Source organism: Vibrio lamellibrachiae, assembly GCF_050337265.1.
GTDB lineage: Bacteria > Pseudomonadota > Gammaproteobacteria > Enterobacterales > Vibrionaceae > Vibrio > Vibrio kyushuensis.
Map to the genome: position 1 here is coordinate 416,728 of NZ_JAKJSU010000004.1, position 25,701 is coordinate 442,428.

Here is a 25,701-nt window from a genome sequence, read left to right on the forward strand (position 1 = left end):
AGGATAAAAATGCTGAAGGTTACAAATGGATAGGGATTTGTAAGTGAACTCTTACAAAAATAGTGCTTTGTAAGTAGCAAATTACATCAACTAAAATTGAGTTAACGAATGTGTCGATGCATGATATTGATGAAGCTGTTCTATAAAGAGCCGAAGCGATATAGAGCAGAAGAGAGATCAAAGGAATGGATACGATGGATAACAAGCAAATTTTGGTTGTTGATGATAATTTGGAATTACGTGACGCGCTGTCAGACTACCTTGGCCGCGCAGGGTTCGATGTTATTGGCGCTGAGAATGGAGAGGTGATGTGGCGTCTGCTAGATGATCACCAACCCGACCTCATTATTCTCGACATTATGATGCCCGGTGATGACGGTTTTACCCTTTGTCAAAAACTGCGCCGCTTATCGGATATCCCGATAATCATGCTCACCGCCGTTACCGAAGAGGCCGATCGCGTTGCAGGATTAGAGATGGGCGCAGATGATTACATCACTAAATCGTTTAGTCCGCGGGAGCTTCTCGCTCGTATCAAAACCATATTAAGACGTAGCCATTTGTCCAGTCACTCTCAACTTGCCCGTAAAGTTCACTTCGCCGACTGGCAACTCGATACTGTTACTCGACAACTCATTCATACGCCAACAAACGCCGTCAAACAGCTTAGTGGCGCAGACCTAACGTTATTGTCACTATTTGTTGGTAATGCCGAGTCTATTTTGTCTCGCGATGATATTGCTAGGGAAATCTGGGGCAGAGATGCCGACCCATTAGAACGCGGCATAGATGTGCAGATCAGCCGATTAAGGCACCACTTAGAAGACAAAGATCGCTCATTAATCATCACCGTTCGCAATAAAGGCTACATGCTCACGACCGGTGCAAGTTATGAAGGTTAAAACGTCTAAGCGGTGGTCTAACTCGCTGGCCGTTCGTACTAGTATATTCCTTTTGCTGGTAATTATTTTGGCACAAGTATTGGCTGGAACCATCTGGTATCAACATGCTAGTGAGCGAGACAAACAAGGGCTAACAACAACCGTTAACAGCTTGGCTCGAAGTGCATCATCAACGATCTCTTTTTTTCAAACCCTACCTTCTGAATACCGTCACCTAGTTCTTAATCAGCTTCGCAGCATGGGGGGAACTCGGTTCTTTGTCTCTCTCAATGATCACGAAATATCGGTTAAACCACTGCCTCAAAGTGAGCGTAAAACACTGGTTATTAATGAAGTAAAAACGGTTCTTAACAATGAACTAGAGGGTACTCCTAATATTAAGGTCGAATTTACACTACGTGATGATTTACGCGTATTTAATAAGGAGTTATCGATTGATGGCCTTCCCCTTCTATGGGCGCACTACTCGTTATCCTATGGCGATCTCAATCCGCCTATTTTGGTTATGCAAATCGAAGTTGCGCCTGAAGAGTGGTTCTATTTGGCCGCCGTGTTGCCTGCGCCGTATGTCGCACTAGAAACCAGTTATTTTGATCTTCGCGAATGGTTCACCTTGCTGCTTTCTGCTGTATTGCTTTTAATATGTACTTGGTTTGTTGTCCGCCGTGAGATCCGCCCTATTCGTCAGCTTGCCAAGGCTGCAACGCTTATGTCGAGTAAGCTAAAAGTACCCGAAGTGAAAGAAGAAGGCAGCGCCGAACTTCGAGCAGCAGTACGAGCATTTAATAAAATGAATCGCCGTATTGATAGCCACATTAAAGATCGAGAAATGCTTTTTAGCGCGATTTCCCACGATTTAAAAACGCCAATCGCCTGCTTAAAGTTACGTTCCGAAATGCTTGACGACCCAAACGAACGAGAACGATTTACCCGTATTACCAATGACTTAGACCTCATGGTCAAAGGTGCATTGCAATGTATTAAAGAGACCGACATTCATGAGGAGATTGAGCTTATCGATATCGAACAGCTTGTTCAGCATATCGCCTCTTTTGTCTCTCAAGATCCTAGAAAAATCACAGTGCAGGGAGAATCCCATACTCCACTAGCTGGCAAGCCTCTAGCAATAAAACGTTGCATACAAAACTTAGTCGATAATGCCATTAAATATGGTGACCAAGCCGATATTCAAATCAATGATAGCGAAGAGCAGATCACTATTGTTATTGAAGATCATGGTCATGAAGTGGATAACACATTGATTGAGAAACTGTGTGAACCCTACTTCCGTGCGAATACCAATTCATCAACGGAAGGCAGCGGACTTGGCCTCACAATTTCGCAAAGCATTGTGAAAGCCCATGGCGGTACTCTTGAGCTTTCCGTGACTCATCGCGGCGGCCTACGCGCAGCGTTAATTTTCCCGATAGATTGATTTAGAGAAATATTATGACCATCAAGTTACACGGTAACAAGATTCACTTTACTACGCTGCTGGCATTGCTGAGTTTCAGTGCCAGTGCAGATGTAGAGTTCTTACATTGGTGGACATCCAATGGCGAACAAAAAGCACTGAATATTCTCGAGGATCACTTAGCATCCTCTCCGCTTAGTATATCTACCTCATCCGTTTTGGGCGGAGGTGGCGACAGTGCCATGACGGTATTACAAGCAAGAGCATTAGCGGGAAATACACCTAGCTTTGCTCAAATAGAGGGACCAAGTATTAAGTCGTGGGATGCCATCGGAATTTTGCACAGCTTGGATGAAGTTGCCAAGCAGCATGATTGGGACGAGGTTCTTTACCCGCTGACTATTGATATCAATAAGACCGACAACGGTTATGTTGCGCTGCCACTGACACTGCATCGTTTAAATTGGCTATGGGTTAATCATCGATTATTAGCGCAACTGAAGCTCGACACACCTAAGACGTGGCCCGATATGTTTGATGCGATGGATAGAGCGAAGCAACAAGGCTTAATGCCATTAGCCATTGGTGAGCAACCTTGGCAGATAGCCCAGCTATTTGAAAGTTTGGTCATTGCATCAGGCGGTGTGGATTTCTATAAAACCGCTCTGGTCGAGCTTAATCGTAACAATATCGACTCTGCACAAATGCGCCATGCGCTAAAACAGTTTAGACGACTAAGTGAACTGCTCGACACTTCAGATGCAGAAGAGACCAGTGAGCTGCTAATAAATCAAAAGTGGGACACTGCAACTGCTGCACTTGCCAATGATAAAGCACTGTTTCAACTTGGAGGTGACTGGATTCTTGGCGATTTGCTTGCTGCGGATATCGATGTTCCTACTCATATCGGCTGCTACCCTGCGCCACAATCGCACAATATTTTTCTTTATAATATGGACAGTTTTATCTTCATGACGCGTAAAGATTTCAATCAAGATGACGCGGTAAACCTTGCGAACATTCTTGCTGACAAAGACTTTCAAATGCGATTCAACAAATTAAAAGGTTCAATTCCTGTACGGTCAGATATTGATTTGGCAACGTTCAACCCATGCCAAGTAAAGTCCTATCACGACTTTAACTACGCTATGGAGCACGGTCTTGCTGCACCGAGTATGACTGATTCCATGGCGGTAAACCCAATGGCACAGCAAGCTATTAATTCAGAAATATTCAGATATTACCGAGATAACACCGTGAGTGAGGACGAAATCATAAAACGCATCATTTCTATCGCAGAAAGTAATTAGAACGTAATTAATCGTCTACAATTAGCGTTATAGGATGGTCCTATTACTAATAAGCTGAATACCTAACAAATCAGCAGCTTCTTACTAAAAACTCATCAATTATGACGAAGTTCATTTCACAACAATTTATCTCAGCCAAGTCTGTTATTACCATTATCTCTTGGCTATTTTCCGCCATGGCGATCGCCGTAGTGGGTTTCCTTATTTATTTTTTAAGCTCTTTAGACAACTTAGCGACTCTTGAACTAAATCAGCGAATGGACTTAGCCCTTAAACTAGAGAATCAGCACAGAGCGTCCCTACTTGAAGAATACACCTACTGGGACGAGACCTATAATATGGCCATTATTGATCAGGATACCCTTTGGATTGAAGAGAACACAGGCGGGTACCTTCTCGACAGTAAAGGTTTTGATTTTAGTGTGGCTATTACGCAAGGGACTCAAAATGCTTACCTCGTTAGCAGTGATGAAATAAAGGCGCCGAGCTTTGACGATATTATGAAACAAGGGCTGATACAGATGATGGAACAGTCCAAAACACTAAATACTAGAACTAAAACCACCAGTGGCTATTTTCTATTAGGCGACAGTTTATATGTGGTTGTCGGTGGGCCACTTATTGAAGAAGATACAGGGATAACTAGGGACGGTACTTACTTGGCTCTTGGGACCCTTATGGATAGATCAGAGTTAACGGTGTTTGCCAAAAACCACCAGATATTTGATTTAAAACTGATTCTTGATACAGAGCAGCAACAATACGGTACCGCTATTATTGCGCCAAATGGGGAAAAAATTGGCACATTCACGTGGAAGCCTTATCTTCCAAGTAAAGAGATAATCCCCTATGTCACTTTGGTCGTTATCACCTTCAGCCTGATTACCATTTTCGTCACTCGGTTAATACTAATGAGAGAGCAAACAAATAGAGCGGCTTACGAAGAGAAGTTGTTCCTTGAAGCGACACAAGACTCACTCACTAAGATAATCAACCGGCGGTATTTTTGGGATATTGGGCGGAAAGAGTTTGCACTGTATCGCAATGAAAGTAGCTCATTTAGCGTTGTCATTCTAGATATAGACCACTTTAAACAGATCAATGATCAACATGGGCACAGGGTTGGAGATAAAGCATTAGTGCATTTTACCCAAATATGTAAACAAGGGCTTAGAGGTACCGACATATTCGGACGCGTAGGCGGTGAAGAGTTCGCTATTATTTTACCCAATACAAACTCCGAGAAAGCACTCGCGGTGACGAATCGTATTAGAACTTTATTAGTAGACAACCCAATGGGTATACACCCCAACGAAATTAAAATGACGGTGAGTATAGGTGTTGCCGTTATTGATAATAACAGTAGTTTTGACTCTCTTATTGAACAAGCAGACATTGCGCTCTATCAAGCCAAAGAAAGTGGACGAAATAGAGTGACACTATATCGCCCCAACTCTGAACCTACAGAACCCTAAAATCGAAGCCCTCATTTTTCTACCCGTCTAGTTTTGCACCTTTAGATACCGCCGTTCTTTATCGCCCCTGCAAGAAATAGAAAACTCTCAGCAAAAACGAAGACTATCGCATGGTATTACCACCTTTCCTATTTGGTTCAGTATTCAGCTTTTGTTAGGCACTCTACGATCGCAAAATTTCCAATTGGATTTATTGTCGATAAAACACCCGATCAGCGATAAATATGTGCTTCTTGACGCTGCCTGACTTGATGTAAGTCAATTTGTAATACACAATATGCGCCCGTATCAGGGTGAGTTTTTTCACCTTCATTACCAATCAAACATCATTGGTTTTACCTATTATGATAATAGGCAGGACCTAATATATATTTTAGGATGCAGCTGTTACCGTTAGCGCATACTAAGTAACTCGTTTTTAAAGGAAAGATGATGGTAATACCTGAAAATAGCAGCATCGTAATCTTTGGTGCTTCGGGAGATCTTACCTATCGTAAGTTAATCCCTGCTTTATACCACCTTTATGCGAACAATCAGCTTCCTGAATCATTTGCGATTCTAGGTGTAAGCAGAACTGATTATAGCGATGAGTCTTACCGCTCTAAATTAAAGCAATCACTTCAGGAAATGGAAAAAACTGAACCAGAAGTTCTGAATGCTTTTATTGAACATTTACACTATCAAGCAATCAATACTTCAGATGTCGATGACTATGCACGTCTTGCTAATCGTCTTGAGCAAATTGAACAAAAGTATCAGTTCGAAAATCACAATACTTTATTCTATTTAGCTACGCCGCCTAGCCTTTACGGGATTATTCCTGCAAACCTAGCAGCGCATGGTCTGAACGACGAATCAAATGGCTGGCGTCGCCTTATTATTGAAAAGCCGTTTGGTTATGATCTTGAATCCGCTCAAAAGCTGGATACAGAGATCCACCATCACTTCCAAGAACACCAGATTTACCGTATTGACCATTACTTAGGTAAAGAGACGGTACAAAACTTATTAGTTCTTCGCTTCTCTAACGCTATGTTCGAACCACTGTGGAACCGTAACTTTATTGATTACGTTGAAATCACAGGTTCTGAGTTCTTAGGTGTTGAAGAGCGTGGCGGTTATTACGATGGCTCAGGCGCTGTGCGCGATATGTTCCAAAACCACCTGCTGCAAGTACTAGCAATGGTTGGTATGGAGCCACCAGCACAGATCAATGCTGACTCTATTCGTGACGAAGTTGTGAAGGTACTCCAGTGTTTAAAACCACTTGAAGAAGGTGACTTACGTAATAACCTTGTATTAGGCCAATACACCGCTTCCGATGTACGTGGTTCACACCTTGTCGGTTACCGTGAAGAGCAAGGCGTTGCCGATGACTCTCGTACCGAAACTTACATCGGCTTGAAAGCATTCATCAATAACTGGCGTTGGAATGGCGTTCCTTTTTATGTTCGCACAGGCAAACGATTACCAACACGTGTAACCGAAATTGTGATCCACTATAAGAACACGCCTCACCCTGTTTTTGGTCAAAACGCGCCTGAGAATAAACTGATCATCCGCATTCAACCGGATGAAGGTATTCAGATGAGCTTTGGACTAAAAGAACCAGGCGCTGGTTTTAATGCCAAAGAAGTGAAGATGAACTTCTCTTATTCTGATTTGCCTGAGACTCAAATGCTGACGGCTTACGAACGTCTTCTTCTTGATGCGTTAAATGGCGATGCGACACTGTTCGCACGTACTGATGCCGTAGAAGCGTGCTGGAAATACGTTCAGCCAATCTTAGACTTCAAACAAGATCCTCAAGCACTGTTTGGTTACGCTTGTGGAACTTGGGGCCCTCAAGAAGCGCATGATCTTCTGCAAAGAGATAATCGCTCTTGGCGCTTCCCATGTAAAAACTTAACTGACACGGATTATTGCGAATTATGATCAACCATAAGATCTTTGCAACACCTGAGCTAGTTGTAGAAAACCTAGCCAATGAAATGAAAGCGTATAGCGAACAAGGCACGCCTATTCATATTTCTCTTTCTGGTGGTAGTACGCCTAAGATGCTGTTCAAACTACTGGCTCAAGCACCTTATGCAGAAGGCATTCAATGGAATAACCTTCATTTCTGGTGGGGCGACGAGCGTTGTGTTGCACCTGATGATGCAGAAAGTAACTATGGCGAAGCTAATACTCTTCTTTTCAGCCAAGTAAACTTACCGGCAGAGAACATTCACCGTATTCGCGGTGAAAATGAGCCTAAGGTTGAAGCTGAGCGTTTCGCTAAAGAGATGAGCGATGTGATCCCAACGGAAAATGGCACGCCTGTTTTCGATTGGATCTTATTGGGTGTTGGCGCTGATGGCCACACAGCTTCACTTTTCCCAAATGTGACTGACTACCAAGATGAGAACCTGTCTGTACTGGCTTCTCACCCTGAGTCTGGTCAAATCCGTGTTTCTAAAACAGCAAAAGTTTTAGAAGCCGCTAAGCGAATCAGCTACCTAGTGCTTGGCGCAGGTAAAGTTGAGATCGTTAAAGAAATTCATACTACCCCTGCTTCCGACCTGCCTTACCCAGCAGCGAAGATCCAGTCTAAGACTGGCGAAACAGAGTGGTTCCTAGATTCAAATGCAGCAAGTGCTATCGCTTAATTGCGACTAGCCGTAAGGAGATAAAAATGAAAGGTGATATCGGTGTAATTGGCTTAGCAGTAATGGGCCAGAACCTTATCCTAAACATGAACGACCACGGCTTCAAAGTTGTGGCTCACAACCGTACTGCTGCAAAAGTAGACGAGTTTCTAGAAGGCCCAGCAAAAGGTACTAACATTGTTGGTGCATACTCTTTAGAAGAGTTAGTTGAGAAGCTAGAAGCGCCACGTAAAGTGATGCTAATGGTTCGTGCCGGTGACGTTGTAGACAAGTTCATCGAAGCTCTAACACCGCTACTAGACAAAGGCGACATCATCATTGATGGTGGTAACACTAACTACCCAGACACTAACCGTCGTGTTGTTGCTTGTCGTGAAAAAGGCATCCACTTCATCGGTACTGGTGTTTCTGGTGGTGAAGAAGGTGCTCGTTTCGGTCCTTCAATCATGCCAGGCGGTTCTCCTGAAGCATGGGAAGCAGTTAAGCCAATCTTCCAAGGCATCTCAGCAAAAACTGATGCTGGCGAACCTTGTTGTGACTGGGTTGGTAACGACGGTGCTGGACACTTCGTTAAAATGGTACACAACGGCATCGAATACGGTGACATGCAGCTAATCACTGAAGCATACCAATTCATGAAAGATGGTTTGGGTATGTCTGCTGATGAGATGCAAGCGGTATTTGCTGATTGGAACAAGACTGAGCTAGACAGCTACCTTGTTGAAATCACCGCTGACATTCTTGGCTACAAAGATGAAGACGGTGAAGCACTAGTTGAGAAGATCCTAGACACTGCAGGCCAAAAAGGTACTGGTAAGTGGACAGGTATTAACGCATTAGACCTAGGTATTCCACTAACGCTTATCTCTGAGTCTGTATTCTCTCGTTGCCTGTCTGCACTAAAAGACCAACGTGTTGAAGCTGAAGCGCTATTCGAAAAGACAATCACACCAGTTGAAGGCGACAAGCAAGAATGGGTTGATGCATTGCGTCAAGCTCTACTAGCTTCTAAGATCATCTCTTACGCTCAAGGTTTCATGCTAATGCGTGAAGCATCGAACGAAAATGGTTGGGATCTTAACTACGGTAACGTTGCTCTAATGTGGCGCGGTGGTTGTATCATCCGTTCTGCTTTCCTAGGCAACATTCGTGATGCATACGAAGCGAACCCTGATATCGCATTCCTTGGTTCTGATGACTACTTCAAAAATATCCTACAAAGCAGCCTAACAGCGTGGCGTAAGGTTTCTGCGAAATCACTAGAATCTGGTATTCCAATGCCTTGTACGATTTCAGCACTTTCGTTCCTAGACGGTTACACGACAGCTCGCCTGCCAGCTAACCTTCTACAAGCTCAACGTGACTACTTCGGTGCTCACACTTATGAGCGTACTGACCGTCCACGTGGTGAATTCTTCCACACAAACTGGACTGGTACAGGCGGCGATACTGCTTCGACAACTTACGACGTATAATCGTTAGTTAGATTCAGTTCTTCGAACGATCAAGGATGCCAAAATGGCATCCTTTTGTTTATGTGGAACATTCGCAAATAAACGAACAAGTAACTCAAACAACCTACTAACAGTAACTCTTCATTAACTACTCCTACCCCACTGTTCATTCATACATAAAAACTTTTCTTAAAAATTAATTCTGTTATACGGAATAATTCCGCCTTTTGTGAACAACGTAAAACTTACCAGCATCCAATACACTGATTTGCATATGTAAATGATTTACTATGGTTAGATTCTAGAAAATTAGAAGGCGGTAGCGTGGATTACTATACGGAATTAGTCCGTCTATAAAGCTACATGGACTCCCTCTTTTGTCAACAATAGCTACCGCTGACAACAGTGGATCGGACAGCAGCTCTACATACGGTGTTTCGTCGGAATCTATCCGTCACCCTGATGATATTCGCTTGATGCTGACCTAATTCGTTAGGCAGTATTGTCTACTTGCTTTATAGCCAGGTTTTAGCATCTCGGTCTGACCGTATTGTCATCAATTGCTATTGCTTTGACTCGGTAAGGGCTAGCCGCTTATATAGTTAGCTTTGTACTCGTTTTCTGTCGTTAGTAATGCCCATATTATTCGAGCGTTCTTCGCTGCTAGGGCAACAGCCGCTCGTTTATATCCTCGTCTTTCAACAAGCTGTTGTAGCCATAAACTGTTTCTATCCGTTTTCTCTTTACAGCGAGCAATGACAGCTCTCGCACCATGAATAAGCAGAGTACGAATGTGTTTTTCGCCTCTTTTACTGATGCGACCAAGATGTACATGACCACCCGTTGAATGTTGCCTTGGGACTAGACCAATCCACGCTGCGAATTGGCGACTTGTTCCAAACTGTTTTCCGTCACTGACTGTCGCGACAATGGCCGTTGCTGTGTGTTCACCGACTCCAGGCACAGCAAGTAATTTAGCCGCTTGCTTCATTTCCTTACTCAAACGATAAACTTTTCTGTCATAGCGAAGAATCTCTTCGTTAAGGTGACGGATGTTGTTCATTAAATCACTCAGTAATTCCCGAGCAAGAAATGGAATACCATTTTCAGCATCTTCTAGAATATCGGGCGCCATTTTTTGAAGTGGGTAGCGACCTTGAGGAACGATAACGCCAAACTCGGAAAGTAACCCTCGTAATTGATTAATGGTAGCAGTACGGTTTTTTACTAAGCTTTGTCGGATTCGATGCAAACAAAGAACAGCTTGTTGCTCTTCACTTTTTACCGAAACAAAACGAGTTTTTGGTCTTGAAACCGCCTCGCAGATCGCTTCGGCGTCGTTCGCATCGTTCTTCTCATTTTGCCGGTATGGAATGACAAATTTTGAAGCCATGATTTTAGGTGTGTGACCCAGATTTTTAAGTTCTCGAGACCAATGATGCGCCCCAGAGCATGCCTCCATCCCAATAGTACAAGGTGGAAGATTGGAAAATGTGTCTAAGAGTTTGTTTCTTTTAACTGTTTTGCGTAAGACGCACTTGCCATATGCATCTACGCCATGAATACTGAATACATTCTTGGCAAGATCAACGCCAATGGTTTGAATGGTGGACATAGTAACCTCCAGTTTCTAAGCGTATTCATAGTTAACTATGGCACGCTGCGGCTCGGGTAGAGGGAGTCCATATCATTCGTTAGAACGCCTGTTGCATTGAAAGGTTTGGGGTTATGTTATCACTCACCCTACCCTCTCTGTTTAGTGATACTCGGTTCAGGTAAGTACCTGTTTACAGCTTCACTTGTTCCACCTCGTTTGGTCGTGCCAATGGTCGAGTTTCAACATAAGTAAGTACTACAAATTTCGAGTATTGATTTCTATTTTGAAGGCTTGTGCCAATAGTCAGTGCTCAATGGCAAAGGCGGCTTCTAACAAATTACTCAAGTGGACTGTCAAACGCTGGGCACTCCCGGCTTGGAGTTCAGCAGGCTTGGTAAAGTTAGTCGTAACAGCCACTTAATAAAGCGTTAGTTTTTTAATTTGACTTAGGTTGATAATAACAAGGTTAGTTAGGTATGTACTTACATAAATTAAGAGTTCAAGGCTTTAAAAGGCTCATAGATATTGAAGTAGAGTTTAATAGTGCAACATTTCTTATTGGACAGAATAACAGTGGTAAAAGCTCACTCATAAAAGCTATTGACTATTTACTTACTAATAAGCAAATTCCACTTAAAGACTTTCATTCACATATGAATTCAGAAACTAACGAAAGTGAAATCGCTGTAGAAGAAATAATTATGACAGCAGAATTCAGGAACGTTAGTGAGGACGCTGAAAGCTGGAGAGGCTTTCGCGGACGAACATTCGAATATGACTCTGATGATAGTGAGTCAGGTAAAAGCATTATCTACAAAAAAGAGTGGGTTCCGGGTAAAGCGCCTATCCAATACTTAAAGGCGTATGAGCGGAACATTAAAGATGAGTTTGCGAGCGTAAAAAAAATCGAAGACTTTATCCCGTTAGGTATCGATGAAGCGCTTCTTCAAGAAGCTTTTGACAAAACATCAGGTAATATCACCAAAACCAACGCTGACAAACTCGATTATATTGACGAATTATGGGATATCACGACGGTTGAAACTTTCTTCAAAAATCCGGGCGGTATCCCCGGAAATGTATTAAGTCGCTTACCTAGATACTTGTTAATCCCTGCTGAAGCAGGAGAGTACGAATTATCTAAAACTAGCGGAACGCTTCAAAAGACATTGAAAGAACTGTTTAAAGAAGTTCGCGACACTTCACCTAATTATAGAGAAGCGCAAGTCTTTCTTAATAGCCTTGCCGAAGAACTCGATCCCACAGATGCGACCTCCGATTTCGGGCAAATGATATCTCAGTTAAATGATGTCATGTCCAATGTTTTTCCAGAGTCATCAGTCCATGTGAATGCAAACTTAAGTAACCCAGATGATGTACTAGTTCCTCAATTCGAAATTGAAATGGAAAGTAACATCAGAACCCCTATTGAGAACCAAGGTACGGGTATGATTCGCTCTGCTGTTTTTAGCCTGTTACGCTTTAGAAAAATATGGGAAGAACAACGAGAGGCTAGAAATGAACGAGGTTTGATCATTTGTTTTGAAGAGCCAGAAATATTTTTGCATCCTTCGGCTGCAAATCAAATGCGAGATACGATATACGAATTAGTATCTAACGAATCACAGATTATTGCATCTACACATTCCCCGTATATGATCGACCTTTCGCGTAAACCTAAACAGAATTTAACTCGATTTATCAAAACGGATTCTGGTAGTGAAACGGTGAATTTTAGCGTCACGGAAGCATTCGAAGCATTGCAGGATGACGATAAATCATATGTTAAAATGGTTCTGAAAATTGATGATTATGTAGCAAGAGCTTTCTTTAGCAATAGGACTATTTTAGTTGAAGGTGATACTGAAGATATTGTTATCAGAGAGACAACGAAGCGATTGCCTACAGAACAGCGTAATTATGTAATGGGAAATTGCGAAGTTATTAAAGGTAGGGGGAAACCTGTATTAAAATCAGTTGTTAACTATCTAAAAAGTGTTGGTATTGAGCCGATAGTAATGCATGACTCAGATACAGGTGTTGCAGGTGCTGTCGTTCACAATGAGCCAATTAGAGTTGCTCTAAATAATGATGACAACTTGTTTGTTTTAGAGCGTTGTATGGAAACAATTATCGATTACCCAGAGCCTTCTTCAGAAAAGCCATATAAAGCTTATTGCCACACTCAAACTTGGGGTGAAAACTATACTGATATACCGGAAGCATGGCGAAGAATATATGAAGGGCTAATGGGTATTACGGTATAACTTAAAAAACTAACAAAGCATTTAAGAGTGATTCCGCACGCTTGGCATTTTCGCTTCGCTCAAGTATAGCCAAGCGTGCGTCACACCTTAATGTGGCGTTATGTTTTTCAGGTGGAAATATGAAATGTAAGGGATGTGGAGAAAGTAAAAAGCTAATAAAAGCTCATGTAATCCCAGAGTCTTTCTTCGTAAGTATGAAAAGTAGTAGCAAGCCACTTCGACTTATTACTAATACATCTGGTGTATACCCAAAGAAGTCTCCGATTGGTGTGTATGATCAAAATATCCTGTGTCGACAATGTGAAGATAAGTTTCAACAGATTGATGATTACGGTTATCGAGTATTGATAGGCGAGGAAGATAAACAAACTCCACAGTACGATGAAGCACAGTTGGTTGGTTACCGGATAAATAAAGTAGACGTTTCAAAATTAAAATTATTCTTTATCAGTATTCTTTGGCGAGCTTCAATTTCAGAACAACAGTTTTATTCTAAAGTTAAATTAGGTTCCTTAGAAGATAAAGCACAAAAACTAATATGGGACGGAAAATCAGGTGAGTTGGATGATTTTTCATTTGTATTGGCTAAATTTGATGACGTTAGTGATGGTGTATCAAGAACTTTAATGGATCCACACCCTGAGTCATGGTTCGATGTGAATTACCATCGTTTTTACTTATATGGCTATATTCTATATATAAAAACTGATGTCAAAGAAACCCCAAGCGAATGGAAACCATTTATATCGCATGACGATAATCTAATCGTTATTTCTCGCGGGAGAGTCGAAGATAGTAAAGAATTCCCGATATTAGTAGATACTATTCGAATGCAAAAAACATAACAAATTGCTCAAGAGTAACAGCTAACCTTTGGCATTTTTGGTTTGGTTGGCTTTAGTGTTTACGGTGGCTTTGCTTGGGGTTCGTAGTTGTTAGCCGCACCTTAGCAAGGCGTTATGTTGCAGGAGATGATATGGAAGTTCTTAATCAGCTCTATCCATCAGATAGTCAGATGGCTAGATTGAAACATTCACCAGAATCAGGGGAAATTCACCTATTAAACCTTTTCAAGTTCAGAGAAAAGGCTGAATATGCCGATGGACGAAAAACTGATTTAACGGGCAGAGAAGCATATGACTTATATGGTCATCCAATGCTTAACGTACTAAAAAAACATGGTGCCGAAGTCGTTTTCTATTCAGAAGTTACTGGTTTAATTCTTGGGCAAGTAGAAGACCTTTGGGACTCATTTGTCATAGTTAAGTATCCATCCCGCCAAGCTCTCATTGAAATGACATCTTCCGAAGAGTTCAAAGCTTTAAGCGTTCATCGTGAAGCAGGTTTGTCAGGTCAGTTAAACATCGAGACGAAAGCACCTTGAATCGCAACATAACAAATTGTTCAACTGGATTCCAAAACGCTTGGCAATTTTGTAATGGTCAACTTTTGTGATTAAGGTGTTCATATTGGGGTTGGTGGCATTGTTTTGTCACTAGTTAACAAGGCGTTATAAGGCATTCGAATATGAACTTACAGCCAATTACAGATAATGAGTTCGAGTCGATATTTATTGTCGTCAAACGAGCGATCTTCGAACATGTCGATGCTATTTGGGGCTGGGATGACAATTACCAAATCGAGCGTCTCCAAACAAGCTACGAATCCAATTGGTTTCATTGGCTATACTACTCTAATCAACGTATTGGTTTAATTTGCTATAAGCGGTATGAAGACTCTTTTCATGTTCATTTTCTAATTGTCTTTCCTGAGTATCAAAGACAAGGCTATGGTCAGCAAGCTATGAACTTAATCCATCATCAAGCAATAAATGAACAACGTCGTAGCGTTACCTTATCGAGCTTCATACGAAATGAAAAAGCATTAGAATTTTATTCAAAGTTAGGTTACCAAATCAAGAATCGTGAAGAGCATTTCGTTTCAATGGTTTGGACTACAGCCTTATAACAAGGCACTCAACCCGACACTTCACGCTTGGCGACTTTGCTTCGCAAAATTATTCACCAAGGTTTCGTGCGGGGTAGTTTAGCGTTATGTTCATTAACATTCATGGAGGAATAATGCATATAGAAAACAGATTAGAAGAGCTTGGCTTGCTACTACCTACAGCGAGCGATCCTCAAGGAAGCTACTGTAACTGTGTTAGGACAGGAAACTTACTTTATGTTTCAGGCAAAGGTCCTGTTGCCGGATTAGAAGTGATACCAAAAGGTAAATTGGGACGTGAATATACAACAGAGCAAGGCTATGAGTTTGCAAAAGCGACTGGTCTCGATATCCTCGCTGCATTAAAGTTGGAATTGGGTTCACTCGATAAAGTAAGTCGTGTCGTAAAGTTGCAAGGCTTTATAAACGCAACGGAAGAATTTGAACAGCACCCAAAAGTGTTAGACGGTTGTTCCGACCTAATGGCACATGTTTTTGGTAATAAAGGCATTCATGCTCGTTCCGTTTTCGGAGCTGCTTCGGTGAGAGGTAACTTGCCAATTATAATTGATTCAATCTTCGAGATTGAGAACTGAACATAACAAGGCACTAAACCCGACACTTCACGCTTGGCAATTTTGCTTCGCAAAAGTATATGCCAAGGTTTCGCGCGGGTTAGCTTAGCGTTATGTGTTTGGAGGGGAAATGGTTAGGGAAGCGACAAAAGACGATTGCGTAAAATTAGCGGCATTGTCCATTAAAGTCTGGCTAGACACATATGCTAGAGAAGGTATCAAAACTGAATACGCTGAGTATGTATTGTCTACTTTCACTGTAACCTACTTCTTAGAAATATTGGATACGATTAAATATCGTGTGTTTGTAATTGAAGAGCAGGAAGTTATTCAAGGCTATGTAATGGTTAATCTTGAATCGCATTATCAAACGCCTAGTAATGGCTTTGAAGTCGAAAAACTTTATGTCGATAACACTTTCAAAGGGAAAGGGTTAGGTCGAAAGCTCTTGAATGAAGTCGAAAATCAGTTGGGTAATAAATACTGGCTTTACACTTGGGTTGAAAATGAATCCAATGGATTTTATGAGCATCTGGGGTTAAGTCGAATAGGGCTTCTAACGTTTAAGTTTGCAGGGGCTTCAATAGAAAATAACGTGTATCAGTCAGCCCACACATAACAAAGCATTTAAGACGGATTCCCAACGCTCGGCATTTTTGGTTTGCTTCAACTTTAGTCTTTACGGCACAATGCTTTAGGTTCAGTGGTCTGTGTTGCTCACCACTTAATGCGGCGTTATGTATTTAGGTCATGGGTGAAGTAATGAGGAAGTTATTGGTTGCAATTACAGGAGATTGGGACGGCGGAAATAATGGTGAATATCCTTTAATTCTTGAGTATGACTCTTCTGAATCGGATGTACCTTTTATTTCTAGCCAAGGATGGGGACATGGATATTCAGGTAATAATTTTAGTCTTGATACATTAAAGAAATACAACATTATTGAGTTATATAGTAAGCCTGAATCGTTTTGGGCGTATGAAATATTGATTGAGACGTTAAAGGAAAACCTAGATAGCCATGAAGCTGGTAAATCATTGTTATCAAACTTACATGGTAACGAACCAAATCTCCCCCCTGACTTATTGGCTATTTTGCAAAGAAATGCATAACAAATTGTTCAACTGAATTCCAAAACGCTCGACACTTTTGTAATGGTCGGCTTTTGTGGTTACGGTGGCCATATTGAGTTTGTTGGCATTGTTTTGTCACTAGTTAACAAGGCGTTACAGCGCAATTTCACCTATGCACTGTATACTTTACAATCTAGTTTCTAGATTTATATTTCCACTAAACCGTTGAGGTATAATTATGTACTTTTTTTATGGCTGTTGTTCGCTATCCTCGTCGGGAAATATGCTAGCAGTAAAGGCCAATCTGGCATTTTGTTCTTTTTATTGGCTGTCATACTCTCGCCATTAATAGGCTTTATCATTGCGTTAATTTCATCTGATAAAAGTGAAGGTCGCCTTCTTGATTCAGAAAATCACCGAAAATGTCCTTATTGTGCCGAAGTAATTAAGTCGGAAGCAATACGCTGCAAACATTGCAGTGCCAGTCTTGAAAAAGACCATGCACATCAAGATAGTCAATATGCCCTTAAATCAAGTAAGACTTACTTTGACACAAAATATAAGAAGCGAGATTGTCTTGAGTGTAATAATGTCATCCCGACGGGTAAAGTCGTTTGCCCTACTTGCAAAAAATTGCAAGAAAACTAAACAACCACAGCGCTATAACAAGTCGCTAAACCAGACACTTCACGCTTGGCATTTTGCTTCGCAAAAGTATAAGCCAAGGTGCTGTGCAGGTTAGTTTGGCGTTATGTGCTCAAGTGAGCTTACATCATGTAGAAAGGAGCTTTAGTGATTAAAACAATTTCATCGACAGAGAAATATAGAAATAAATGGATTACAGTGAAAGAAGATGTAATCGAAAGACCTAGTGGTGCTGAAGGGTTATATGGAGTTGTTGAAAAAAATGATTTCGCTGCAATTTTAGCAATTGAAAAAGGGTGTATCCATTTAGTTGAGCAGTATAGGTATCCTATTAAGCAGCGCAGCCTAGAAATTCCTATGGGCGCATGGTCTGACAAACCTGACGCAGAACCACTTCAATTAGCAATTGGTGAATTACAAGAGGAAACTGGTTACAAAGCAAACACAATTGAGAAGATTGGCTTTCACCATGTAGATAATGGCTGCACGACTCAAGGTTGCCATATGTTTTTCGCTACGGATTTAGAGTTTGTCGGTAAAAATTTAGACGCAGAAGAAGAGGATTTAGTTTCCCTTAAACTCACTTTGGATGATTTCGAAGAGAAAATCATTAGCGGGCAAATACTTGATGCATGTACGATCGCAGCTTATGGTTTGGCGAAGCTAAAAGGACTGATTTAATTGCTTGGAAAAGCACATAACATAAAGTTTAAGATGGATTCGCTAACGCGTGCTGATTTCGCTTTGCTCAATTTTAGCACGCTTCGTTCACCACTTAACTTGGCGTTATGCTCTAGGAGTTTTAGAATGAATAGTAAGATTTCTGAATTATTGTTTCGTTCGTTGGGTACACATGCCCTTAAAGAGTTTTCGTTGTCCGGAAGTGGTCTAAAGCTTGTTGTCGCTCCTTGGGACGACCTTGATAATGAGGCTGTGGCAGTTTTTAGTGAACTTGAAATTAGTTACATTGAAGCAGACTGCGGTATAGAAGGTAGCATTTCAGATTTTAGCTTGCCGTGGGACATAATCAGATTTGACTCGCACCACAAGGATGGAGATGTCTGGGAGTTTGGCTTATGTTGTAGCGAAATCCAGGTAGGTTTTCGAGCAAATATGCCCCAAATTTCATTTTGACTGTAGTCGAGTGCTAATAGCAGACAACGAACATAACAAACTGCTCCAGGTGGACTACCAACGCTTGGCAATTTTGGTTCGGTTTAGTAGCGGTGTTTACTGTGGTAATTTTTAGCTAAGTGGACGTGTTTTTCTGCCAATTAGCTTAGTGTTATGAGTTTTCGCAACTTTAGAGGCAAGGAGTCAATTTTGTTTAAGCTTTATTATTCTCCAAACAACGCAAGTCTAGCTCCACATTTTTTGCTTCACCACTTAAAAGCAGACTATGAGCTATTGTTAGTGGATAGAAAATCAAACTCTCAGAAATCAGCGGATTACCTTAGACTCAATCCAACAGGTCGAATACCTACCCTAGTAATAAACGAACAACCAATTTTTGAAAGTCCTGCTATCTGTACATATATTTGCGAATTGCATCCCAAATCGGATTTAATGCCATCGATAGGTAACCCGCTGCGTCCTTTATTTTTTCAATGGTTAGCGTTTCTAAATAACACGTTACAGGCAGAGCTCATGGTTCGATATTATCCTCATCGCCACACTAATGATGAAACGAACATTCCAAATATTATAGCGGCACAAGACGACAGAATCGCAGATGCACTATCAATTATCAACGACCAACTAAAACACAATGATTACTTAGTTGGTGACACGCTCACAGCATGCGATTACTTTCTTTTTATGCTTGCTGGTTGGTCACTACCCGTTAAAAAGTCACCTCTGGCTTATAACCATTTAGCAATGTACTTAAAGCGACTTTGTAAAAACTCGACGATTCAATTTGTCTGTGACTTAGAAGGAATAGATATCACAGAATTTGAGTCATACTCATAACAAATTGTTCAACTGGATTCCAAAACGCTTGGCAATTTTGTATCGGTTAGTTGTTGTGGTTAATGTGGTCAAATTAGGTTTGGTGGCATTGTTTTATCACTAGTTAACAAGGCGTTAGGCTTCAAGGAAGAATCAGTGGAAATTAATCTAAGAGCAGCAGTCCAAACGGATGTTCAGGAAATCGCACAAATTCATGTGAGCTCGTGGAAATCTGCATTCGAAGGGCTTATGCCAAAAGACTATATTAATGGCTTTACCGTCTCATCCCGTGTGGAAGAATGGCAAAGAACAATTAAAAACAACACCGAGTCAGTAGTTGTAGCCGTACGAGGAAGCAAGGTTGTTGGATTTATGTCTTACTCTGTTCATCCTGAAAATGCAGAAAGTATAGAACTAAGCAAACTCTACCTATGTCCTAGTGTTTATGGTCAAAGGCTGGGTAGCAAGTTTCTAGCTAATTTAGAGCATGAGTCCCAAGCTCTAGGGACAAAAACTATTAAGCTGTATGTGCTCGACAATAATGAAGCAGCAATTCAGTTTTACTCTAAACATGGCTTTGAGTTCGCAGACGGTTTTATGACTGAGGAATTTGAAGGTTCAGTTATTATCGATCTACTAATGGCCAAGCGGATTTAAGCCTAACAAGTGTTTAAGATAGATTCGAAACGCCGGCGTTATGCTCATTCACAAATCGGAGAACTTTTAGTGAAAGGAAGTTGCCTGTGCGGTACAGTTACATTTCAATTACTCGGTGAATTACCGCCAATTTATCAGTGTCACTGCTCACTTTGTCGAAAAGTATCTGGTTCCTCGTCTAACTCAGCACTAGTTGTTGAAAATACAAATTTCAAATGGCGCTCAGGCAAAGGTCAAATAAAATCATTCGCATCCCCTTCTGGCTTCAAATCTGAATTCTGTAGTAACTGTGGCAGCCCGGTGCCAAATATAAGTTCTGATGGTCAAACCTACTGGGTACCTGCGGGTTTACTGTCTGAGCCTATTAATACACAAGTAGCTGCTCATGTTTACGTGGATTCACACGCAAATTGGGACACTGGCTTTCTAAATGATACCGTCGCTAAGTATGATCAAATGCCTAGTGACGAAGAGTGGTCGCTACTATGTCGGTAGTACACGCATAATAAATTGCTTAACAGAGACAAAAAACTTATGCCATTTTTCGCTTCGTTACCGAATATGGCACACTAGTTTTACCCGTTAACAAGGCGTTATAACGAGTGAATTTACGATGGTATGACAAAAATCGAGTTTAAATAATTAATAATTCATATATTTGGTTGGGGAAATATATGAATGTAACTATTACGCTAAATATTAAGGCTTTTAAAGTAAGAACTGCAAAGCACGTCATTTATGCTCATTTAAATACTAAAGGTGAGCTTTATATAGGTCAAAGTACGTGCATGGTAAATCGATGGGATGAACATCAACAAATAGCTAATAGTCCTTCACATCCAGAAACCAATCAAATATTTAAAACAGCATTGAGAAAAAATAAGTATTGGACTCACTTTGTTATTGGTGTTGCAGATGACCAAGAATCGGCTAATAACCTAGAATCTTCAGCTATTCATTTTTATAAGCCATCACTTAATTCTCACGTTGGTCCAAGTAGTTATACGAAAAATGATTATGATTTTTGTAAATTATCTGATGGCGGGCGAGAGATTACCTTAGAAGGTAAAACAATAAATAGATACCGTACTCAAGAAAGATTTACAGATCGGGAACGAAAAACGATTAAATGTCGTGCAATAAGAAAAGTAGGTAAATCTCACATAAGTTTTGAGTGTATTGAGGACGGGGTAAGAGTTAGCATTTCTCATGATAAGAGAAATGGATTTTCACCTGGTGACATTGTTCATATTTCTTTTTGTGCAAAAGGAAAGACGACATATACAACAACTGATTATAGTGAGGTTAGACTCATTAGCTAATCGTTATAACAAATGCATCAACACGATTTGCTACACTCGGCGTTGTCAGTTGACTTTTAGTTTCAGTGATTAAGGCATTAAATTTCAACTAAGTCTGTATGGTAGCAAAGTTGTTATGCAGACGTTATGAGTAATCCCTATATTGAGGTCTCAATGGTAAATGGAAGCTGTTTGTGCGGTAATGTTAAATATGAAATATCAGGTAAAATTGGCGATATAGTCCATTGTCACTGTCAAACTTGTCGTAAAGCTCATGGCTCTGCGTTTTCAAGTGTTGCCGGTGTCAGTGACTCAGACTTTAAATTGTTGGGTGACGTGAGATTAGGTTGTTATGAATCATCCCCTGGAAAAAACAGATATTTTTGCCCAAATTGTGCAACCCAAATCTACGCAAAGAAAGACGGCACTAAACATATAGTTTTACGTTTGGGGTCATTAGATGATGATCCCAAATCTAAAGAGATCAGTCATATTTGGGTTTCGCAGAAAGCGAGTTGGTATTCATTAAATAGTATTATTCCAGTACACCTTGAATTCGAGTAATACTCATAACAAATTGTTCAACTGGATTCCAAAACGCTTAGCATTTTTAGTTTAATCAGCTTTAGTGTTTACGGTGGTAACTTTAAGCTAAGTGGTTGTGTTTGCTAACCTATTATCAGGGCGTTATACGAATAAGGATATTCATCAAATGGAAACTGTATTTATCACAGGAGCATCTAGAGGTATTGGCTTTGAACTTACTCGCCAGTTCTTAGATCTTGGCTACAATGTTATATCGACTTATCGCGGGCAACCCTCGCAACAGTTAGAGAGCTTGTGTTCAAACAACTCTTTGTCTGTATTTGAACTTGAAGTTACCGACCAAAACTCTATAAATAACTTAGTTTCTAAGCTCGTAAATACACAAATTGATATTCTCATAAACAATGCTGGTGTTATCGGGGCTAACGAGCAGTCAATGGAATTAATCGACTCTCAAGAGTGGCTTACTACTTTCGCTGTAAACACTATTGCACCACTAACGGTAACCCGCTCTCTTTTAGGCTTAATCGAAGCTAGTTCAAACCCACGTATTATTACCATTTCGAGCCAAATGGGTGCTTTGAATCGAGAAAGCTATGGTATGTACGCTTACCGTAGCTCAAAGGCAGCGGTTAACAAAGTAATGCAAGTTTTAGCTTTAGAATTAAAGCCCAAGGGTATTATCGTATGCCCTATTCATCCTGGTTGGGTTAGAACGGATATGGGCGGTGAAGAAGCTGACATTACCGTTACAGAAAGTGTTTCAGGTATTGTTAGTCTTATAAAAAGCCTAACACAAGAGCAAAGTGGTAAGTTCTTAACATGGCAAGGTGACGAGCACGTTTGGTAAATTCGTATAACAAATTGTTCAACTGGAATACTAAGGATTTGAGAACTCATGGAACGAAGTTATTTAGCAACAATGTCACTATTAATACTCCATCAAATTGATGCCGCGTATTGGAAAGAGTGGGAAATGTTTTATTTACCCGGTGGCATACAGGGCTTTTTATTCTTCAATTTACTTATTTTACCTATTCTACTAATAGGTTATAAAAGTATTATTATAAGTGGTGAAAATTCCGTTAGGTACTCCATGCTCTGTGCGGGTTTAGGATGTTTAACATTCATCATTCATGCTGGGTTTATGTTTGCTGGTAGCCCTGAGTTTCACTTGCCAGCTTCGTTACTAATCATATTCCTATGTTTAATATCTTCACTACTTCAAATTAAACAAACCATAAAGTATCGTGGGCAACTATCGCAAGCCTAACAAGTCAATGTAAACAGAACTAAAACAGTTGACTCGGTTCCGCTTCGCTCCACATTATAGCCAGCTTAATGTGAGCGTTAGTTTCATGGAGGAAATATTGTGGAAATCTGGAAGTTATTGTTCTTTATACCTGTGTGTTTTGCGCTCAATATGACTCCTGGTCCAAATAATCTATTGTCAATGAACAATGCTCGTTGTTACGGTTTCAAGTCCGCTATTATCGCTGGTCTTGGTCGAATAGCAGCATTTTCTTTAATGATCGCACTGGCGGCTTCAGGCTTGGCTATTGTTTTATACGCATCCGAGACTTTATTCCTCATGATCAAAGTCGTAGGGGCTGCTTACTTACTGTGGATTGCCTTTAATCTTTGGCGCTCAGAAGCTAGCCCTGTTTCAGAAATCAAAAACACTCGGAGCCGCTTGGGGTTAGCAAAGCAAGAGTTTGTATTGGCTTCAGGCAACCCCAAAGCCATCCTAATTTTCACTGCGTTTCTTCCACAATTCGTTGATGTTTCAGCAAATGTAAATGAACAATTTTTTGTCTTGGGATTAACGTTCTTGGTCTTGGAAATGGCCGCAATATCCATATATGCCATATTTGGAATATATTTGAGAAAATGGTTCACAAAACCGAAAATGGCAAAATGTTTCAATAGAGCATGTGCTACCTTTTTAGCTTTATCTAGCGCTAACCTGTTGCTTAGTCGGCAGCAATAAAACTAACAAACTGCTCAAAAGGATTAACAACGTTTGTTATTTTTGGATTAAATCAGCTTTTGTGTTTCAAGCGGTAATTTATAGTTAAGTGGTTATGTTTGTTTACCATTAGCAGGGCGATATGCATATTAGGAGTATTTAGGGTGAAGTTAGTAGTTCCAAGCATTGAGTATGAAGAATCTTATATTCAAATGGTTCGTGAGTTTTCCGAACAAGGAGAGGTGTTCATTCCTTTCGTATTGTCTGAAAACTACAGTGACTTCCCCGCAATGATAGATAGATTGGCTAGTTACTCTCGGGGGGAGCAGTTAGCAACTGTTTTTGTCGCCAACAGTTCTTATTGGTTAATAAATACAAATGAAAAAGTAGTTGGGTGCTCTAATCTAAGGCACGATTTGAACGATGAACTATTAGTTTTAGGTGGGCATATTGGCTATGGAATCAAACCGTCAGAGCGTAAGAAAGGGTATGCAAAGCTTATTCTAAAGCTAACTTTACCTAGGGCCAATAGTAATGGAATTACTAAAGCTTTGCTCACGGTAAACAAAGCAAACTTGGGTTCCGTTAAAGCTATTCAGTCAAACGGAGGTGTGCTTGAGGCAGAAAAGAAGGTTTCTGGACAGGAAGGACTAGTTCAGTATTACTGGGTTGAGACTTAATCAGAAAACGTCGTAGTAAAATAAGCATAACAAACTACTTAGGCCGGTCTCAAGCCCACAAGCAGTTAGAAGGAATAGGTGCTAGAAATGGAAAACCTGAATACAGTAGAAATAAAATCATTTGTGCCCGCTAAAGACTTTGAGCTTTCAAAGCGCTTCTATCAGTGCATTGGCTTTGAACTCGCCTCTGAATTTGATGGTATCGCTTACTTCAAATCTGGCTCTTGTCCGTTTTTACTCCAAGACTTTTATGAACCAGTTCATAGTGACAATTTCATGATGCACCTTTTAGTCGAAGATGCTCAAAGTTGGTATGAGCATGTGCTGAAACTCAATTTAAATGAAGAGTATGGTTCTATGGTTACAGAGTTAGTAGAGCAGCCGTGGGGAATGCTAGAGTTTTGTATCACTGACCCTTCAGGCGTTTTGTGGCGCATAGCCGAGAACAAATAGCTTAACAATCAATTCAAGCAGATTCGCAACGCTTTCCACTTTGGGTAAATCGGCACCAGTGTTTAAGATAGTAATATTGAGTTCTGTGGGCGTTTTGTCACAGGCTAACAAAGCGTCAGGCTTAATAGGATGATATGGGACCAATAGTAGTTAGCCCACCTCTTAGAGGAGTGTGGAAAGCAATAAATACTCCGGGAGATCGAGTGCCAAGTCATGGGACTCATGAGTTTGCTCAAACCTATGCTTATGATTTTGTAAAACTAAAAACAAGGGGCTCATCAATTTCAGAGTTTCATAATAGTACTTCTTTTGCCTATTTGCTCGGTAGAGTTAAGTTAACCCACTGTTTTGGTTGGGGAGAACCAATCTACTCCCCTATCGAAGGTATAGTTACGGAAGTTGTTAATAATATACCCGAAAGGAAAAGGTTACATTTAATATCAGACTTAGGGTTAGCTATATACAATGGGTTATTCTTCTCATTTGAAAAAGATCCAATATCAAATGTAGGTGGGAATTATCTGGTTATAGAAGGCAAGCAATGCTGCGCTTGGCTAGCCCACCTAAAATACGACTCAATAAAGGTACAAGTCGGAGACACGGTTACAGTTGGTCAGATTATAGGAAGCCTTGGGCATTCAGGAAACTCCACGGCTCCACATTTGCATTTTCAATTAATGGATAATGCCAACCTCAGGAGAGCAAATGGGTTACCTTGTTCTTTTACTCAATATAATATTGTAGATAAAAGTACCAAAATCTTGGTCAACAATGGAGTACCAAGTAGCGAATACTCCATTGAGTTTTAAGCCTAACAAGGCGCTAAACCCGACACGA

Annotated in this window: 28 protein-coding genes; 27 read left to right on the top strand and 1 reads right to left on the bottom strand. The window is 40.7% G+C overall.

Features of this window, described 5'->3' with window-relative positions; genetic code table 11:
• The first annotated feature begins 194 nt into the window (after nucleotides 1-194).
• The 7 genes from L4C54_RS02080 (at nucleotide 195) to gnd (ending at nucleotide 9,224) form a co-directional block, all read left to right on the top strand.
• Nucleotides 195-902: a response regulator transcription factor gene (locus tag L4C54_RS02080; protein WP_428806899.1), complete on the top strand. Its 708-nt coding sequence runs from the start codon at nucleotides 195-197 to the stop codon at nucleotides 900-902.
• A complete protein-coding gene (locus tag L4C54_RS02085; protein ID WP_428806900.1) occupies nucleotides 892-2,337 on the top strand; it encodes an ATP-binding protein in 1,446 nt (481 codons plus the stop codon). Before L4C54_RS02080 ends, L4C54_RS02085 begins: the two co-directional genes overlap by 11 nt.
• 14 nt (nucleotides 2,338-2,351) lie before the next feature.
• Complete coding sequence (locus L4C54_RS02090; protein WP_428806901.1) at nucleotides 2,352-3,626, top strand: ABC transporter substrate-binding protein; 1,275 nt, start codon at nucleotides 2,352-2,354, stop codon at nucleotides 3,624-3,626.
• A gap of 101 nt (nucleotides 3,627-3,727) precedes the next feature.
• On the top strand, nucleotides 3,728-5,101 hold the full coding sequence (locus L4C54_RS02095) for a sensor domain-containing diguanylate cyclase (protein ID WP_428806902.1): 1,374 nt from the start codon (nucleotides 3,728-3,730) through the stop codon (nucleotides 5,099-5,101).
• 432 nt (nucleotides 5,102-5,533) lie between these two features.
• Nucleotides 5,534-7,036, top strand: a complete 1,503-nt coding sequence (zwf, locus tag L4C54_RS02100; RefSeq protein ID WP_428807386.1) for a glucose-6-phosphate dehydrogenase — start codon at nucleotides 5,534-5,536, stop codon at nucleotides 7,034-7,036.
• Nucleotides 7,033-7,749 (top strand): 6-phosphogluconolactonase, encoded by a 717-nt coding sequence (pgl, locus tag L4C54_RS02105; RefSeq protein ID WP_428806903.1) that lies wholly within the window; start codon nucleotides 7,033-7,035, stop codon nucleotides 7,747-7,749. The genes zwf and pgl overlap by 4 nt, the downstream gene beginning before the upstream one ends.
• Before the next feature lie 26 nt (nucleotides 7,750-7,775).
• Nucleotides 7,776-9,224 carry a decarboxylating NADP(+)-dependent phosphogluconate dehydrogenase gene (gene gnd, locus L4C54_RS02110; protein WP_428806904.1) on the top strand — a complete coding sequence of 483 codons (1,449 nt, stop codon included), beginning with the start codon at nucleotides 7,776-7,778 and terminating at the stop codon, nucleotides 9,222-9,224.
• Between the two features lie 565 nt (nucleotides 9,225-9,789).
• On the opposite strand, the gene L4C54_RS02115 is transcribed toward gnd, so the two are convergent.
• Entirely contained in the window at nucleotides 9,790-10,818 is a 1,029-nt protein-coding gene (locus L4C54_RS02115; protein WP_428806905.1) for an IS110 family RNA-guided transposase, read from the bottom strand.
• A gap of 458 nt (nucleotides 10,819-11,276) precedes the next feature.
• Between L4C54_RS02115 and L4C54_RS02120 the strand changes: the two genes are divergently transcribed.
• The 20 genes from L4C54_RS02120 to L4C54_RS02215 all read left to right on the top strand — a co-directional run bounded on the left by L4C54_RS02120 (nucleotide 11,277) and on the right by L4C54_RS02215 (nucleotide 25,673).
• Nucleotides 11,277-13,067, top strand: coding sequence for an ATP-dependent nuclease (locus tag L4C54_RS02120; RefSeq protein WP_428806906.1), 1,791 nt, complete (start codon nucleotides 11,277-11,279; stop codon nucleotides 13,065-13,067).
• Between the two features lie 119 nt (nucleotides 13,068-13,186).
• On the top strand, nucleotides 13,187-13,912 hold the full coding sequence (locus tag L4C54_RS02125; RefSeq protein WP_428806907.1) for a hypothetical protein: 726 nt from the start codon (nucleotides 13,187-13,189) through the stop codon (nucleotides 13,910-13,912).
• A gap of 131 nt (nucleotides 13,913-14,043) precedes the next feature.
• On the top strand, nucleotides 14,044-14,451 hold the full coding sequence (locus L4C54_RS02130; protein ID WP_428806908.1) for a DUF1330 domain-containing protein: 408 nt from the start codon (nucleotides 14,044-14,046) through the stop codon (nucleotides 14,449-14,451).
• 143 nt (nucleotides 14,452-14,594) lie between these two features.
• Entirely contained in the window at nucleotides 14,595-15,035 is a 441-nt protein-coding gene (locus L4C54_RS02135) for a GNAT family N-acetyltransferase (RefSeq protein ID WP_428806909.1), read from the top strand.
• 113 nt (nucleotides 15,036-15,148) lie between these two features.
• Complete coding sequence (locus L4C54_RS02140) at nucleotides 15,149-15,610, top strand: RidA family protein (RefSeq protein ID WP_428806910.1); 462 nt, start codon at nucleotides 15,149-15,151, stop codon at nucleotides 15,608-15,610.
• 109 nt (nucleotides 15,611-15,719) lie between these two features.
• Nucleotides 15,720-16,208, top strand: coding sequence for a GNAT family N-acetyltransferase (locus L4C54_RS02145; RefSeq protein ID WP_428806911.1), 489 nt, complete (start codon nucleotides 15,720-15,722; stop codon nucleotides 16,206-16,208).
• Nucleotides 16,209-16,351: 143 nt separating this feature from the next.
• Entirely contained in the window at nucleotides 16,352-16,702 is a 351-nt protein-coding gene (locus L4C54_RS02150; RefSeq protein ID WP_428806912.1) for a hypothetical protein, read from the top strand.
• 753 nt (nucleotides 16,703-17,455) lie between these two features.
• The gene (locus tag L4C54_RS02155; RefSeq protein WP_428806913.1) at nucleotides 17,456-17,989 is read left to right on the top strand and encodes an NUDIX hydrolase; all 534 of its coding nucleotides are present in this window, start codon (nucleotides 17,456-17,458) and stop codon (nucleotides 17,987-17,989) included.
• Between the two features lie 126 nt (nucleotides 17,990-18,115).
• Nucleotides 18,116-18,442: a hypothetical protein gene (locus L4C54_RS02160; protein ID WP_428806914.1), complete on the top strand. Its 327-nt coding sequence runs from the start codon at nucleotides 18,116-18,118 to the stop codon at nucleotides 18,440-18,442.
• 189 nt (nucleotides 18,443-18,631) lie between these two features.
• Nucleotides 18,632-19,279, top strand: coding sequence for a glutathione S-transferase family protein (locus L4C54_RS02165; protein WP_428806915.1), 648 nt, complete (start codon nucleotides 18,632-18,634; stop codon nucleotides 19,277-19,279).
• Nucleotides 19,280-19,414: 135 nt separating this feature from the next.
• A complete protein-coding gene (locus L4C54_RS02170) occupies nucleotides 19,415-19,915 on the top strand; it encodes a GNAT family N-acetyltransferase (RefSeq protein WP_428806916.1) in 501 nt (166 codons plus the stop codon).
• Between the two features lie 69 nt (nucleotides 19,916-19,984).
• Entirely contained in the window at nucleotides 19,985-20,410 is a 426-nt protein-coding gene (locus L4C54_RS02175; protein ID WP_428806917.1) for a GFA family protein, read from the top strand.
• Nucleotides 20,411-20,589: 179 nt separating this feature from the next.
• Nucleotides 20,590-21,237 carry a GIY-YIG nuclease family protein gene (locus L4C54_RS02180; RefSeq protein WP_428806918.1) on the top strand — a complete coding sequence of 216 codons (648 nt, stop codon included), beginning with the start codon at nucleotides 20,590-20,592 and terminating at the stop codon, nucleotides 21,235-21,237.
• Nucleotides 21,238-21,363: 126 nt separating this feature from the next.
• Nucleotides 21,364-21,780 carry a GFA family protein gene (locus tag L4C54_RS02185; protein ID WP_428806919.1) on the top strand — a complete coding sequence of 139 codons (417 nt, stop codon included), beginning with the start codon at nucleotides 21,364-21,366 and terminating at the stop codon, nucleotides 21,778-21,780.
• A gap of 148 nt (nucleotides 21,781-21,928) precedes the next feature.
• Entirely contained in the window at nucleotides 21,929-22,612 is a 684-nt protein-coding gene (locus L4C54_RS02190) for an SDR family oxidoreductase (protein ID WP_428806920.1), read from the top strand.
• A 48-nt stretch (nucleotides 22,613-22,660) separates the two neighbouring features.
• Nucleotides 22,661-23,035: a DUF6713 family protein gene (locus L4C54_RS02195; protein ID WP_428806921.1), complete on the top strand. Its 375-nt coding sequence runs from the start codon at nucleotides 22,661-22,663 to the stop codon at nucleotides 23,033-23,035.
• 99 nt (nucleotides 23,036-23,134) lie between these two features.
• On the top strand, nucleotides 23,135-23,752 hold the full coding sequence (locus L4C54_RS02200) for a LysE family translocator (protein ID WP_428806922.1): 618 nt from the start codon (nucleotides 23,135-23,137) through the stop codon (nucleotides 23,750-23,752).
• Between the two features lie 143 nt (nucleotides 23,753-23,895).
• Nucleotides 23,896-24,411 (top strand): GNAT family N-acetyltransferase, encoded by a 516-nt coding sequence (locus L4C54_RS02205; RefSeq protein ID WP_428806923.1) that lies wholly within the window; start codon nucleotides 23,896-23,898, stop codon nucleotides 24,409-24,411.
• Between the two features lie 87 nt (nucleotides 24,412-24,498).
• On the top strand, nucleotides 24,499-24,864 hold the full coding sequence (locus L4C54_RS02210) for a VOC family protein (protein WP_428806924.1): 366 nt from the start codon (nucleotides 24,499-24,501) through the stop codon (nucleotides 24,862-24,864).
• Nucleotides 24,865-24,998: 134 nt separating this feature from the next.
• A complete protein-coding gene (locus tag L4C54_RS02215; protein WP_428806925.1) occupies nucleotides 24,999-25,673 on the top strand; it encodes a peptidoglycan DD-metalloendopeptidase family protein in 675 nt (224 codons plus the stop codon).
• Nucleotides 25,674-25,701 lie beyond the last annotated feature (28 nt).

Excerpts from the sequence above, each read along its gene's own strand:
- L4C54_RS02080 (WP_428806899.1), top strand. The coding sequence starts at position 195 with ATGGATAACAAGCAAATTTTGGTTGTTGATGATAATTTGGAATTACGT.
- L4C54_RS02085 (WP_428806900.1), top strand. The coding sequence starts at position 892 with ATGAAGGTTAAAACGTCTAAGCGGTGGTCTAACTCGCTGGCCGTTCGT.
- L4C54_RS02090 (WP_428806901.1), top strand. The coding sequence starts at position 2,352 with ATGACCATCAAGTTACACGGTAACAAGATTCACTTTACTACGCTGCTG.
- L4C54_RS02095 (WP_428806902.1), top strand. The coding sequence starts at position 3,728 with ATGACGAAGTTCATTTCACAACAATTTATCTCAGCCAAGTCTGTTATT.
- zwf (WP_428807386.1), top strand. The coding sequence starts at position 5,534 with ATGGTAATACCTGAAAATAGCAGCATCGTAATCTTTGGTGCTTCGGGA.
- pgl (WP_428806903.1), top strand. The coding sequence starts at position 7,033 with ATGATCAACCATAAGATCTTTGCAACACCTGAGCTAGTTGTAGAAAAC.
- gnd (WP_428806904.1), top strand. The coding sequence starts at position 7,776 with ATGAAAGGTGATATCGGTGTAATTGGCTTAGCAGTAATGGGCCAGAAC.
- L4C54_RS02115 (WP_428806905.1), bottom strand. The coding sequence starts at position 10,818 with ATGTCCACCATTCAAACCATTGGCGTTGATCTTGCCAAGAATGTATTC.
- L4C54_RS02120 (WP_428806906.1), top strand. The coding sequence starts at position 11,277 with ATGTACTTACATAAATTAAGAGTTCAAGGCTTTAAAAGGCTCATAGAT.
- L4C54_RS02125 (WP_428806907.1), top strand. The coding sequence starts at position 13,187 with ATGAAATGTAAGGGATGTGGAGAAAGTAAAAAGCTAATAAAAGCTCAT.
- L4C54_RS02130 (WP_428806908.1), top strand. The coding sequence starts at position 14,044 with ATGGAAGTTCTTAATCAGCTCTATCCATCAGATAGTCAGATGGCTAGA.
- L4C54_RS02135 (WP_428806909.1), top strand. The coding sequence starts at position 14,595 with ATGAACTTACAGCCAATTACAGATAATGAGTTCGAGTCGATATTTATT.
- L4C54_RS02140 (WP_428806910.1), top strand. The coding sequence starts at position 15,149 with ATGCATATAGAAAACAGATTAGAAGAGCTTGGCTTGCTACTACCTACA.
- L4C54_RS02145 (WP_428806911.1), top strand. The coding sequence starts at position 15,720 with ATGGTTAGGGAAGCGACAAAAGACGATTGCGTAAAATTAGCGGCATTG.
- L4C54_RS02150 (WP_428806912.1), top strand. The coding sequence starts at position 16,352 with ATGAGGAAGTTATTGGTTGCAATTACAGGAGATTGGGACGGCGGAAAT.
- L4C54_RS02160 (WP_428806914.1), top strand. The coding sequence starts at position 18,116 with ATGAATAGTAAGATTTCTGAATTATTGTTTCGTTCGTTGGGTACACAT.
- L4C54_RS02180 (WP_428806918.1), top strand. The coding sequence starts at position 20,590 with ATGAATGTAACTATTACGCTAAATATTAAGGCTTTTAAAGTAAGAACT.
- L4C54_RS02185 (WP_428806919.1), top strand. The coding sequence starts at position 21,364 with ATGAGTAATCCCTATATTGAGGTCTCAATGGTAAATGGAAGCTGTTTG.
- L4C54_RS02190 (WP_428806920.1), top strand. The coding sequence starts at position 21,929 with ATGGAAACTGTATTTATCACAGGAGCATCTAGAGGTATTGGCTTTGAA.
- L4C54_RS02195 (WP_428806921.1), top strand. The coding sequence starts at position 22,661 with ATGGAACGAAGTTATTTAGCAACAATGTCACTATTAATACTCCATCAA.
- L4C54_RS02210 (WP_428806924.1), top strand. The coding sequence starts at position 24,499 with ATGGAAAACCTGAATACAGTAGAAATAAAATCATTTGTGCCCGCTAAA.
- L4C54_RS02215 (WP_428806925.1), top strand. The coding sequence starts at position 24,999 with ATGGGACCAATAGTAGTTAGCCCACCTCTTAGAGGAGTGTGGAAAGCA.